General features: G+C 71.6%; 12 protein-coding genes. 10 read left to right on the top strand and 2 right to left on the bottom strand.

Annotation, left to right across the window (positions count from 1 at the left end; all coding sequences use genetic code 11):
- Window positions 1–135 precede the first annotated feature (135 nt).
- Together ACG04Q_RS01150 and ACG04Q_RS01145 are read right to left on the bottom strand one after the other, a co-directional pair.
- Complete coding sequence (locus ACG04Q_RS01150; RefSeq protein WP_394508968.1) at window positions 136–954, bottom strand: DUF6279 family lipoprotein; 819 nt, start codon at window positions 952–954, stop codon at window positions 136–138.
- Window positions 955–993: 39 nt separating this feature from the next.
- On the bottom strand, window positions 994–1,449 hold the full coding sequence (locus tag ACG04Q_RS01145) for a DUF6265 family protein (protein ID WP_394508967.1): 456 nt from the start codon (window positions 1,447–1,449) through the stop codon (window positions 994–996).
- Window positions 1,450–1,511: 62 nt separating this feature from the next.
- Between ACG04Q_RS01145 and ACG04Q_RS01140 the strand changes: the two genes are divergently transcribed.
- The 10 genes from ACG04Q_RS01140 (at window position 1,512) to glcF (ending at window position 12,443) form a co-directional block, all read left to right on the top strand.
- The gene (locus ACG04Q_RS01140) at window positions 1,512–1,997 is read left to right on the top strand and encodes a retropepsin-like aspartic protease family protein (protein ID WP_394508966.1); all 486 of its coding nucleotides are present in this window, start codon (window positions 1,512–1,514) and stop codon (window positions 1,995–1,997) included.
- Window positions 1,994–2,908 (top strand): TraB/GumN family protein, encoded by a 915-nt coding sequence (locus ACG04Q_RS01135; RefSeq protein WP_394508965.1) that lies wholly within the window; start codon window positions 1,994–1,996, stop codon window positions 2,906–2,908. Before ACG04Q_RS01140 ends, ACG04Q_RS01135 begins: the two co-directional genes overlap by 4 nt.
- A gap of 29 nt (window positions 2,909–2,937) precedes the next feature.
- Window positions 2,938–3,705, top strand: a complete 768-nt coding sequence (locus tag ACG04Q_RS01130) for a PhaM family polyhydroxyalkanoate granule multifunctional regulatory protein (protein ID WP_394508964.1) — start codon at window positions 2,938–2,940, stop codon at window positions 3,703–3,705.
- The gene (locus ACG04Q_RS01125) at window positions 3,702–4,556 is read left to right on the top strand and encodes a substrate-binding periplasmic protein (protein WP_394508963.1); all 855 of its coding nucleotides are present in this window, start codon (window positions 3,702–3,704) and stop codon (window positions 4,554–4,556) included. The genes ACG04Q_RS01130 and ACG04Q_RS01125 overlap by 4 nt, the downstream gene beginning before the upstream one ends.
- A 12-nt stretch (window positions 4,557–4,568) precedes the next feature.
- The gene (locus tag ACG04Q_RS01120) at window positions 4,569–5,450 is read left to right on the top strand and encodes a LysR substrate-binding domain-containing protein (RefSeq protein ID WP_394508962.1); all 882 of its coding nucleotides are present in this window, start codon (window positions 4,569–4,571) and stop codon (window positions 5,448–5,450) included.
- 276 nt (window positions 5,451–5,726) lie between these two features.
- Window positions 5,727–7,385, top strand: a complete 1,659-nt coding sequence (locus ACG04Q_RS01115) for an L-lactate permease (RefSeq protein ID WP_394509663.1) — start codon at window positions 5,727–5,729, stop codon at window positions 7,383–7,385.
- Between the two features lie 21 nt (window positions 7,386–7,406).
- Window positions 7,407–8,900, top strand: coding sequence for an FAD-linked oxidase C-terminal domain-containing protein (locus tag ACG04Q_RS01110; RefSeq protein ID WP_394508961.1), 1,494 nt, complete (start codon window positions 7,407–7,409; stop codon window positions 8,898–8,900).
- A 116-nt stretch (window positions 8,901–9,016) separates the two neighbouring features.
- Window positions 9,017–10,120 carry a DUF4919 domain-containing protein gene (locus tag ACG04Q_RS01105; protein ID WP_394508960.1) on the top strand — a complete coding sequence of 368 codons (1,104 nt, stop codon included), beginning with the start codon at window positions 9,017–9,019 and terminating at the stop codon, window positions 10,118–10,120.
- On the top strand, window positions 10,117–11,196 hold the full coding sequence (glcE, locus tag ACG04Q_RS01100; protein ID WP_394508959.1) for a glycolate oxidase subunit GlcE: 1,080 nt from the start codon (window positions 10,117–10,119) through the stop codon (window positions 11,194–11,196). The genes ACG04Q_RS01105 and glcE overlap by 4 nt, the downstream gene beginning before the upstream one ends.
- On the top strand, window positions 11,196–12,443 hold the full coding sequence (gene glcF / locus ACG04Q_RS01095; RefSeq protein ID WP_394508958.1) for a glycolate oxidase subunit GlcF: 1,248 nt from the start codon (window positions 11,196–11,198) through the stop codon (window positions 12,441–12,443). The genes glcE and glcF overlap by 1 nt, the downstream gene beginning before the upstream one ends.
- Window positions 12,444–12,450: the final 7 nt, after the last annotated feature.

The raw sequence follows: 12,450 nt of genomic DNA, 5'->3' as shown, positions 1-12,450 counted from the left end.
TGCGGTCGCCGAGGGCTTGCCAACGCCATGGCAACGGCGCGCGAAGGCCCGCCGCCTCGGGCCAATCCAGGCGCAGCGCGCGGCCCGCACTCGCGTGCGGGCCAGCAATGCAACAACGTCGGCCTCTGACCCGCGTCAGCCCGCCTGCAGCGTTCGCAGGTCGGCGGCCCAGTCGGCCCAGTGCTTGCGGACGGCGGCGCGCTGCTCCGCGGTCAGGCCGTTCAGCAGCTTCACCAGGCTGGCGACGATCTCGTCGCGGTAGCCCTGCTCGGCGGGCAGCGGCAGCAGGTTCTGCATCGCCAGCGCGGTGCCGCCGGCAAGGTCGTGGCGCGCCCAGGCGCGCAGCGCGTCCACGGTGCGGGCCTGGCGCAGCGCGCGGCCCTGGGCCATGGTGGCCAGGTCGAAGTGCCAGGCCAGCGCGTCGGCGCGTGCCTGGCGGCGCGTGCTGCGGTCCAGGTCGCCCAGCCAGCGTTCCAGATTGGTGGTGTAGCGCTTGGCCCGTTCCGCGGGGCCGTCGGGGCCGGTCTGCTTGTCGCGCCACTCGGCGCTCTTCTCGTCCAGCTTGTGTTGCAGGTGCTGCCATTGCTCGGCGCGCAGCCCGGCCAGCAGCGGTGCGGCCAGCGGCGCGGCATGCTGCAGGCTGCGCTCGGCGCTGGCGCGTGCGCCGCGCTCCAGTGCAAACAGCTCGTCGGCCGTCACACCGCCGTCCAGCGCCGCGCGGGCCTGGGCCAGCAGCGCCTGCCAGTGCGGCAGCTCCTCGCGTCGGTGCCAGGCCTGCCAGGCCTGCAGCTGCTGTTTCAGCTGGGCGCGCTGGGTGTTGTCCAGGTCCAGGTAGCTGTTGGCCCACAGGCCCGCCAGCAGCGGCAGTTGCTGGTAGGCCAGCGTGAGGCTCGAGCAGCCGGCCAGCAGCAGCAGGGCGGCCAGTGAGAGCAGGGAGGCAAGGCGCTTGAGCATGACCCGGCGTCGGCAATCGGCGTGCCCGGCGTGGGTGCCCTAGGGGCAGGCCGTGCGCTGCATGGGGAAATCAATGCCGCGCGCTTTGCCGTTCATCGTGCCCTCGATGCGGGCGACCAGGCTGTCGGGCGCCACCAGCCGGTAGCTGACGCGCTGCGGAAAGTCGTGCGCCGGGTTGTCGAACTGGGCCTGCGCCTCGCCCTGGCTGCTGAGCTTGAACTCGGTCGGAGGGCGGCCCTGGGGCTGGGCGATGTAGACGAGCTGGCCATCGGCGCCGGCGCGCAGCTGCATGAACTCGAATTCGACGACGCGGCCCTGCTTCAGCGTGCGGGCCATGCCCAGCATGACGCCGCCGGCCGGGGCCATCCACTGCTCCACCGAACCGGCCTCGCGGCCCTGCTGCGCCCAGCATCCGGCCAGCCAGGCCAGTGGCGCCAGCGGGTCGGCATGCGCCAGCGGGCTGGCGGCGAACAGCAGGGTGACCAGCAGCTTCATGGCGTCGATTCTGTGCCGCGCGGTTATCGTTGGTGCCCGCGCTAACCCTTGACCCCACGCCCGTGTCCCGTTCCGAACTGCCGACCACGCTGAAGCTGATGACCGTCTGGCTGCTGATCGGCCTGGCGTTGTTCCTCGTCTTCAAGGCCTGGGAGCGCGAGCGCGAGGCCAGCCGCTTCCAGCTGGCCGGCCAGACCGTGGTGCTGACGCGCGCCCCCGACGGCCACTTCCACTGGCCCGGCCGCGTCGGCGGCGTGGAGGTGGACTTCCTTGTCGACACCGGCGCCACCACCACCGCGCTGCCGCAGGCGCTGGCCGAGCGCGCCGGCCTGAAGCCGCTGGGCACCGTGCGCACGCAGACGGCCGGGGGCGCCGCCGAAGGCTTCGCGGCGCGCGCCGACGTCGCACTGGAGGGCGGCGTGCGCGCCGAGCGCCTGCCCGTGGCCGTGCTGCCCAACCTGCATGCGCCGCTGCTGGGCATGGATGTGCTCGGGCGGCTGCACTTCTCGCAGAAACCCGGCGAACTCCGCATCGAGCCCAACGAATGACCCGCACCCTGCTGCTGCTGCTCTCGCTGGTCGCCGGCGCTGCCCGCGCCGACTGCCCGCCCACCCCCGCGCTGCCCACGGCCGCGCAGACGGCCAGCTGGGCCGCCGCGGCGCCCGACCGCGGCCCGCTGTGGCGCATCAGCCGCGGCGGGCACAGCAGCTTCCTGTTCGGCAGCCTGCACATCGGCAAGGCCGACTGGGCCTACCCCGGCCCGGCGCTGCGGCGGGCCTGGGACGAGACCGAGGTGCTGGCCGTGGAGCTGGACCCGGCCGACATCGCCCCCGCGCTGGCCGCGCTGCCGCCGCCCGCGCCGCTGCCGCCCGGCCTGGCGCGGCGCGTGGACGCGCAGGCCCGCGTGGCCTGCCTGCCGCCCGGCGTGCTGGCCGCCTTCCCGGTCATGCTGCAGCTCAGCACGCTGACGCTGCTGGAGGCGCGCCGGGACGGCTTCGACGTGGGCTGGGGCCAGGACCTGATGCTGCTGAACCGCGCCAAGGCCGAGGGCCGGCCGGTGCAGTCGCTGGAGACGCCGCAGGAGCAGCTGGCGGCGCTGGAGCCCACGGCGGCCGAGCTGCCCGAGGTCGTCGACGGCGCGCTGAAGCAGCTGCAGCGCGGCCAGATGCGCACCCCGCTGCGCAAGCTGGCCGACACCTGGGTGCGTGGCGACATGAAGACGCTGGCCGACTACGCGCGCTGGTGCGGCTGCGCCGACACGCCGGCCGAGCGCGCCTGGTTCAAGCGCCTCAACGACGACCGCAACCTGGCGCTGGCCGAGCGCATCACCGCGCTGCACGGCGCCGGCCAGCGCCTGCTGGTGGCCGTGGGCGCGCTGCACATGACCGGGCCCCAGGGCCTGCCCAAGCTGCTGGCGGCCCAGGGTTTCACCGTCGAGCCCGTGCACCCTGCGAAGTAGCATCACCGTCAACGCCCAGGAGACTGCCCATGACCGACAACAGCTTCACCAAGTTCGTGCCCGGATTCGACTTCCTGCAGGGCCTTGTGAAGAACGCCGGCTCGGCGCTGCCGGGCATCGGCCAGTGGGTGGCGCCGACGCTGAACCCGGAGGAGCTGGGCAAGCGCATCGAGGAGCTGCGCACCGTGCAGTTCTGGCTGGAGCAGAACGCGCGCATGCTGGCCGCCACCATCCAGGCGCTGGAGGTGCAGCGCATGACGCTGTCCACGCTGCAGACGATGAACGTGCCGCTGGCCCAGCTGCGCGACAGCCTCAAGCTGCCCACCGGGGCCGACGCGCCGGCCTGGCCGGCCATTCCGCCGGAGATCCTGGCCGCTGCGGCGCCGGCCGCGCAGGCCGCTGCCAAGACGGCCGTGAAGAGCGCAGCCAAGACGGCCAAGGTGGCCGCCAAGACCGTGAAGACGGCCGGCGACGCCGCCAAGGCCGCCGGCCTGCCCGGCGCCGCCGTGGACCCGACGCAGTGGTGGACGGCGCTGACGCAGCAGTTCACGCAGCTGGCCACGTCGGCGATGAAGGACAGCGCCACCGACGCCGCGCGCAACCTGGCCGGCAACCTCGTCAAGCAGTCGTTCGACGCGGCCAGCGATACGCTGCGCAAGGCCGCCACCATGCCCGGCGCCGTCGTCGGCAGCGTGGCCAAGGGGTTGTCGGCCGGCCAGCCGGTCGCCAAGCCCGCGGCCAGGCCTGCTGCCAAGGCGCCGTCCAGGGCCGCCCCGCGCGCGCGGCGCAAGCCTTGAGGCGGCGGCCGCTGCTGCTGGCGCTGGCCGGCGGCGCGGCGTCCGCCGGGGGCACGGCCGAGCGCGTCGTCTACCCGCTGCACGACCCCGACCGCATCCCCGCCTGGCATTACCTGCAGGATGTGCTGAAGCTGGCCATCCAGCGCAGCGGCATGCGCTACGAGCTGGTGGAGTCGCGCCAGGCGATGGTGCAGGGCCGCGTGATGCGCGAGCTGGCCGAGGGCCGGGGCGACCCCGACCTGGCCTGGACGATGACCAGCCCCGAGCGTGAGGCCGAGCTGCTGCCCATCCGCGTGCCCGTGGACCGCGGCCTGATCGGCTGCCGGCTGGCCTTCGTGCGCGCGGCCGACGCCCAGCGCTGGCGCGGCGTGCGCCGGCTGGCCGACCTGGCGGGCGACACGGCCGGCCAGGGCCACGACTGGCCCGACACCGAGGTGCTGCGCGCCAACGGCCTGCGGGTGCAGACGGCCAGCCGGTACGAGACCTTGTTCGAGATGCTGCGGCTGGGCCGCATCGACTACTTCCCGCGCTCCGTCATCGAGATCGACGACGAGGCCGCCACGCCGCTGGCGCACGACCTGGCCATCGAGCCGCACGTGCTGCTGCACTACCCGGCGGCGTCCTATCTGTTCGTGCGCCCCAACCGCCCGCAGCTCGCGGCCGACCTGGCGCGCGGCCTGGAGGCGGCGGTGGCGGACGGCAGCTTCCAGCGCCTGTTCCAGCGCCACTACGGCGACCTCATCGCCCGCCACCGGCTGGCGCAGCGTGTGCGGCTGGCGCTTCGCAACCCGCTGCTGCCGGCGGCCACGCCGCTGCACCGCCAGGCGCTGTGGCTGGTGCTGGGCGGCTAGAGTCGCCACGCCATGGCCCCGCCCCGCATCCCACCCATCCAGTGCCTGCAGGCCTTCGAGGCCGTCGCGCGGCTGCGTAGCGTCAGCGGTGCGGCGGAGGAGCTGGCCGTCACGCCCAGTGCGGTCAGCCATCGCATCCGGCAGCTGGAGTCGCAACTGGGCTTCAAGCTGTTCGGGCGCGACTTCGCGCTGGCCGACGAGGCCCGGGCCTACCTGCCGTCGGTGCGCCAGGGGCTGGCCGCGCTGCAGAAGATCCCCGGCGCCGACGGCGTGCGGCCGCAGGGCGCGCGGCTGCGGCTGGCCGTCACGCCGACGTTCTCGCGCCAGATGCTGCTGCCGCGGCTGGCGCTGTTCCGCCATGCCAACCCGGAGGTGGAGCTGGTCATGCAGGTGGCCATCCCGCTGGCGGACGTGAAGTCCGAGGACGCCGACCTGGAGATCCGCTTCGGCAGCGGCGAGTACCCGGGGCTGGAGAGCCGTCGCGTGCTGACCGACGACTTGAGCCCCGTCTGCAGCCCCGACTACCTGCACCAGCACGGCCCGTTCGACGGCTTCGACAACGAGGCCGACTTCCGCCGCGTGCACCTCATCCGCAGCCCGCTGGCGCCGTGGGGCACGTGGTTCGAGGCCCATGGCCTGCAGATGGACGAGCCGCGCGGCGGCGCGCAGTTCAACGACCTGGGCCTGGTGCTGGACGCCGCGGCGGCCGGCTTCGGCGTGGCGCTGATGCGCATGAAGCTGGGCGCATCGTGGCTGGACTCCGGCCGGCTGGTGCGGCTGTCGCCGCGCACGGTGCCGTCCAGCTTCCACCACTACATCTGCTGGAAGCCCGGCACGCTGGAGCGCTGGGAGTGCGCCGCATTCGTCGAATGGCTGGCGCGAGCTCTCGCGTAGCGCCTTCAGCCCCTCGCCCGGCCTCGCGCCGCTGAACGCGGGCGAGTCCGGTCGGTCCCCCGTGGGGACGGCGATGCTCGCGGCGTTGAGCCGCTCGCACATCGCCAGACGGGCCGGCTTGGGGCGGCCCGGCGCTCGGCCCCCGTGCCAACCCTGTGTCGGACTCCGCGGCTGAAATTTCTTCACGCGACAGCGCAGGAGGATTCACGCCGCCCCATGGCCTGCGCACCCACCATCGCGCCCCAGTTCAAGCACTCACAAAAACTGGAGACGACGATGGTCTGGCAACAGGTCTACAACCCTTTCGACAACATGCTGCTCAGCACGCTGGTGGCAGCCGTTCCGGTGGTGGTCATGCTGCTGGGGCTGGGCGTGTTCCACCTCAAGGCCCATGTGGCCGCCGCGGCCGGACTGGCCAGCGCCTTCCTGATCGCGGTGTTCGCGTTCGGCATGCCGGCCGGCATGGCCGGGCGCGCGGCGGTGCTGGGCGGGCTGACCGGCCTGTTGCCCATCGGCTGGATCGTGCTGAACATCATCTTCCTGCACCAGCTGACCGAGAAGAACGGCAGCTTCCAGGTGCTGCAGGACTCCATCGCCGGCATCACCGAGGACCGCCGGCTGCAGCTGCTGCTGATCGCGTTCGCGTTCGGCGCGTTCTTCGAGGGCGCGGCCGGCTTCGGCACGCCGGTGGCCGTGACGGCGGCCATCCTCATCGGCCTCGGGTTCTCGCCGCTGGCGGCGTCGGGCCTGTCGCTGATCGCCAACACGGCGCCGGTGGCCTACGGCGCGCTCGGCACCCCGGTCATCACGCTGGCCAAGGTGCATGGCTACGACCTGATGGAAGTCTCCGGCATGATCGGCCGCCAGCTGCCGTTCTTCTCGCTGCTGGTGCCGTTCTGGCTGATCTGGGCGTTCGCCGGCCGCAAGGCGATGTGGGAGATTTGGCCCGCCATCCTCGTCACCGGCCTGTCGTTCGCGATCCCGCAATACCTCGTCAGCAACTTCATCGGCCCGGAGCTGGTGGACGTCATCGCGGCGATGAGCTCGATGGTGGCGCTGGTGGCCTTCCTGCGCGTGTGGCAGCCGCGCCGCGTGTGGACGTCGGTATCGCTGAAGAACCATGAGCATGAGGGCCCGGAAGCCAAGCCCGCGCGCAAGGCCACCGTCCACAGCCGCGCGGCCGTCGTGAAGGCATGGACGCCCTGGGTCATCCTGACCGTGTTCGTCTTCGTCTGGGGCCTGCCGGCCACCAAGGCAGCGCTGAACGGCATCTTCGCGCCCAAGTTCCCGATCGACGGGCTGCACAAGCTGGTGGAGAAGGTCGCGCCGGTGGTGCCCAAGCCCACGGCCGAGGTGGCCGAGTACGTGTTCGGCCTGCTGTCAGCCACCGGCACGGGCATCCTGCTGGCGGCCGTGGTCGGCGGGCTGGTGATGGGCTACCGCTTCGGCGGGCTCGTGAAGTGCTTCGGCCAGACCGTGTGGCTGGTGCGCACGTCGCTGCTGACCATCGTGCTGATGCTGGCGCTGGGCACGTTGACGCGCTTCTCCGGCCTGGACACGACGCTGGGCCTGGCCTTCGCCAACACCGGCGTGCTGTATCCGTTCTTCGGCACGCTGATGGGCTGGCTGGGCGTGGCGATGACGGGCTCCGACACCGCCAGCAACGTGCTGTTCGGCGGCATGCAGAAGGTGGCGGCCGAGCAGCTGGGCCTGAACCCCAACCTGATGGGCGCGGCCAACAGCTCAGGCGGCGTGATGGGCAAGATGATCGACGCGCAGTCCATCGTCGTGGCGTCCACGGCCACGCGCTGGCAGAACGGCGAGGGTCCCATCCTGCGCTACGTGTTCTTCCACTCCATCGCGCTGGCCTGCCTCGTCGGCATCTTCGTCACGCTGCAGGCCTATGTGCCGCCTTTCACCTGGCTGGTTCACTGACCGGGCTACAGTTCCCCGGCGATGAACGCCCCTGACAAGACCCCCGGCCTGGACCGCCAGGCCCGCCTGCAGCAGCTCGTCGCCGCGCTGGCGCCGCTGCTGCCGGCCCACGCGCTGCTGTATCAGGCCGAGCAGACCACGCCGTATGAATGCGACGGCCTGACCGCCTACCGCCAGCGCCCGCTGGCCGTGGCGCTGCCCGAGACCGAGGCCCAGGTGGGCGCCGTGCTGAAGGCCTGCCATACCTTGGGCGTGCCGGTGGTTGCGCGCGGCGCCGGCACGGGCCTGAGCGGCGGTGCCATGCCGCACGAAGCGGGCCTCACGCTGGCGCTGGCCAAGTTCAACCAGATCCTCGCCATCGACAAGCTGGCCCGCACGGCGCGCGTGCAGTGCGGCGTGCGCAACCTCGCCATCTCCGAGGCCGCCGCGCCGTACGGCCTCTACTACGCGCCCGACCCCAGCAGCCAGATCGCCTGCACCATCGGCGGCAACATCGCCGAGAACTCGGGCGGCGTGCACTGCCTGAAATACGGCCTGACGCTGCACAACGTGCTGCGCGTGCGCGGCTTCACGGTGGAAGGCGAGCCCGTCGAGTTCGGCAGCGAGGCGCTGGACTCCGCTGGCCTGGACCTGCTGGCGCTGGTGGTCGGCAGCGAGGGCATGCTGGCCGTGGTCACCGAAGTCACCGTGAAGCTGGTGCCCAAGCCGCAGCTGGCGCGCTGCGTGATGGCCAGCTTCGACGACGTGCGCAAGGCGGGCGACGCGGTCGCGGCCATCATCGCTGCCGGCATCATCCCGGCCGGTCTGGAGATGATGGACAAGCCCATGACGGCGGCCGTCGAGGATTTCGTGCACGCTGGCTACGACCTCGACGCCGAGGCCATCCTGCTGTGCGAGAGCGACGGCACGCCGGAGGAGGTGGCCGAGGAAGTCGCCCGCATGGAGGCCGTCCTGCAGGCCAGTGGCGCGACGCGCTGCCAGGTCAGCGCCGACGAAGCCCAGCGCCTGCGCTTCTGGAGCGGCCGCAAGAACGCCTTCCCGGCGAGCGGCCGCATCAGCCCCGACTACATGTGCATGGACTCCACCATCCCGCGCAAGCACCTGGCCACCATCCTGCTGGACATCCAGCAGATGGAGAAGAAGTACGGCCTGCGCTGCGCCAACGTCTTCCATGCGGGCGACGGCAACCTGCACCCGCTGATCCTGTTCGACGCGAACGACCCTGACCAGCTGCACCGCTGCGAGCTGTTCGGCGCCGAGATCCTGGAGCGCAGCGTCGCTTTGGGTGGCACGGTGACGGGCGAACACGGCGTGGGCGTCGAGAAGCTCAACTCCATGTGCGTGCAGTTCAGCCCCGAGGAGCGCGAGCAGATGCTGGCGCTGAAGGCCGCCTTCGACCCCGCCGGCACCTTGAACCCCGGCAAGCAGATCCCGACGCTGAACCGCTGCGCCGAGTACGGGCGCATGCATGTGAAGCGCGGGCTGCTGGCCTTTCCGGAATTGGAGAGATTTTGACGAACAGAGCAAGAGTCGATGGCTGGCTGGCCGCACTCGCCATTGCAGCGTTTTCTCTGCCTGGCGTTGCCCAGGAGGTCGCTCCGGTGGCGGCCTCCTCCCCCGGGAGCATGCGGATGTCGCCGGGCCTGCTCAAGGACTTGCTGGACTTGGGCCTGCGCAGGCTGCACGCGGCGGGCCCGGGAGAGCAGGTGGCCAGCGCCGTCACCCAGGCCTGCAATCAGGCGATTCTGGCCATCGTGCGCAACGACGGCCGGGCGACGCTCGATGCGCTCGCACCTCTGGCGCGTTTCCAGCCTTTGAAGACCTTCCCCAGCTACCGCGTCCAGGCCTTCCAGGCGGAGGCCTACCGCCTGCTGGGGGATGGCGCGCAGTTCGAACTGCATGCTGCGCACGCGCGCGCGCTGGCCAGCCTGTTCCAGCAAGGGTTGACACCCGAGGCGCCGCTGCGTTTGCAGCACATGGTGCAACTGGGCGACGTTGTGTCGCTCGGCGGGGGGCAGGTTCAAGACACCCGTACGCAGCCCGCCCAGGGGGGCGGCAGCCTCATCACGCTGACGTTCAAGAACGATCCTCAGGGGCAGAAAACGCGCTACCTTGACACGTCTGCGCTGCTGGCCGCTCGGACGATGCCGCCGCGCTACAGCGTGTTGATGACGCCCGACATGCCGGCAGACCTGCATGCCGCGCTGGCCGAGAACCAGCGACTGCTGGCCCGCTTCTACGCCGACAAGACCGTCGACCTTCTGAAGCTTGAGGATGCTTTGAGACGCGCGGTGGATGCGGCTGACGTGCTGATCACGCAACGCAAGCCCGCGGAGGCCATGCAAGCACTGCAGGCCGTGGCCGCTGTGCGTCCGCTGGACGAGATTCCGCATGTGCCGTTCCTGATGCGCCTGAGTGTGGTTTCAGGCGATCTGGGGTTGCGGGCAGAGCAGCAGCGCTTGAGGCGGCAGCTGTTCGGCCTGCAGCAGGCGATTGCCGCAACAGGCGACGGCATGAGCTTCGAGACGGCGGTGGAGGTTCCGTTTGTCGAGATGGAGTACGACTGGCTGAGCGATCGCAAGCTCAAGCACGGCAAGCAGGCCTTGGTGCATCGTGGTGCGCAGTCTTTCGACGTGCTGGATGTCGTCGATGCCCAAGGGGCCGCCAGTCAGCGCTATTTCAACGTCACGCGCTTGCTGCAACTTCGCGCAGCGAGTTTCGAGCGCAAGCCGTGAGCGCCGCGGACGATCTGCAACGCCTGAGGGAGGCCGTGCTTGCCGGGACTCCGCTGCGCATCACCGGCCACGGCAGCAAGGATTTCTACGGCGAGGCGCCGACCGGCGAGCCGCTGTCCACGCTGGCGCTGAATGGCGTGACGGCCTACGAGCCCAGCGAGCTGTACATCAGCGTGCTGGCCGGCACGCCGGTGTTCGACGTCGAGGCGCTGCTGGCGCAACAGCGCCAGCGCTTCGCGTTCGAGCCTCCCCGGTTCGGCGGCAAAGGCACCATCGGTGGCATGGTCGCTGCGGGGCTGTCGGGCCCCGCCCGCGCGGCGCTGGGCTCGGTGCGCGACCACCTGCTGGGCGCCGTGCTCATCAACGGTCGCGGCGAGCTGCTCAGCTTCGGTGGCACCGTCATGAAGAACGTGGCCGGCTTCGACGTCAGCCGCGTGCTGGCCGGGTCGATGGGGCAGCTGGGCCTCATCACCGAGGTGACGCTGAAGGTGATGCCGCTGCCGGCTGCCGTCACCACGCTGCGCTTCGAGTTCGACCAGGCCGCCGCGTTGATGGCGATGAACCGCTGGAGCGGCGAGCCGCTGCCCATCGAGGCCAGCGCGTGGTGGGACGGCGCGCTGCTGCTGCGCCTGGCCGGCGCGCAGGCGGCCGTCGAGGCGGCTTGCGCCAAGCTGGGCGGCGATGTGATCCCGCCCGAGCTGGCCGGTGCGTTCTGGTTGGGCCTGCGCGACCAGCGCGACGAGTTCTTCATGGGCGCCGAACGCGCCGTGGCCGGCGGCGCGCGGCTGTGGCGGCTCAGCCTGCCCGGCACCGCGCCGGCGCTGAACCTGCACGGGGAGCAACTCATCGAGTGGGGCGGTGCGCAGCGCTGGGTCGTCACGCCCATGGCGCCGGCCGGCGTGCGCGAGGCCGCCGCCGCGGTGGGTGGCCATGCCACGCTGTTCCGCGCCCTGGACAAATCGCCCGGTGTGTTCGCCCCGCTGTCGTCGCCGCTGGCGGCCATCCATCGCCGGCTGAAGGCCAGCTTTGACCCGCACGGCGTCTTCAACCCCGGCCGCCTCTACCCCCAGCTCTGATGCAAACGACGCTCGCTCCCGAATTCGCCGGCACGCCCGACGGTGCCGAGGCCGAGGCCATCCTGCGCCGCTGCGTGCACTGCGGCTTCTGCACGGCCACCTGCCCGACCTACCAGCTGCTCGGTGACGAACTGGACGGGCCGCGCGGCCGCATCTACCTGATCAAGCAGGTGCTGGAAGGCGCGACGCCCACGCGCGAGACGCAAGCCCACCTGGACCGCTGCCTCACCTGCCGCAACTGCGAGACGACCTGCCCGTCGGGCGTGCAGTACGGCCACCTCGTGGACATCGGCCGGCGCGTCGTGGACGCCAAGGTGCCGCGGCCCGCCGGCGAGCGCCGTGTGCGCTGGCTGCTGAAGGAGGGGCTGACATCGCCGCTGTTCAAGCCCGCGCTGCGTGTGGGGCAGGCGCTGCGGCCGCTGGTGCCGGCCGCGTTGCAAGACAAGGTGCCCCCCAAGGCCCCGGCCACCGCCCACGACTGGCCCACGCGCCAGCTCAACCGCAAGGTGCTGCTGCTGCTGGGCTGCGTGCAGCCGGGCATGGCGCCCAACATCAACAGCGCCACGGCCCGCGTGCTGGACGCCGCCGGTATCCAGAGCGTGGTGGCCGACGGGGCGGGCTGCTGCGGCGCCATCCGCGAGCACCTGGGCGACCACGGCGGCGCGCTGGACGACATGCGCCGCAACATCGACGCCTGGTGGCCGCTGGTGGCGGGGCCAGGCGAGCGCGTCGAGGCGCTGGTGATGAACGCGTCGGGCTGCGGCGCCACGGTGAAGGACTACGCGCATGCGCTGCGCGACGACCCGGCGTACGCCGACAAGGCACGGCGCATCAGCGCGGTCACGAAGGACCTCAGTGAACTGCTGCCGGAGCTGGTGCCGGCACTGAAGCCCCGCCTGCACCGCGCCGGCGCCGGCCAGCGCCTGGCTTACCACCCGCCCTGCACGCTGCAGCATGCCCAGAAGCTCAAGGGCGGCGTGGAAGCGGCGCTGCGCGAACTGGGCTTTGCCATCGACTGCGCGCCCACCGACAGCCACCTTTGCTGCGGTTCGGCCGGCACCTACTCGGTGTTGCAGCCTGCGCTGTCAAAACAGCTGCGCGACCGCAAGCTCGCCGCGCTGGCGCCGCTGCAGGCCGAGCAGATCGTGTCGGCCAACGTCGGCTGCATCCAGCATCTGCAGAGCGGCACCGCCCAGCCGGTGCGGCATTGGGTGGAGGTGCTGGACGACGCGCTGCGCGGCGTGTAGGGCGCCC

Origin of the sequence: Pelomonas lactea (genome assembly GCF_043555885.1) — a bacterium.
GTDB classification, from domain to species: domain Bacteria; phylum Pseudomonadota; class Gammaproteobacteria; order Burkholderiales; family Burkholderiaceae_C; genus Pelomonas; species Pelomonas lactea.
Note: the sequence above shows the minus strand (reverse complement) of the source record. Positions and strands in the feature narration are given on the sequence as shown.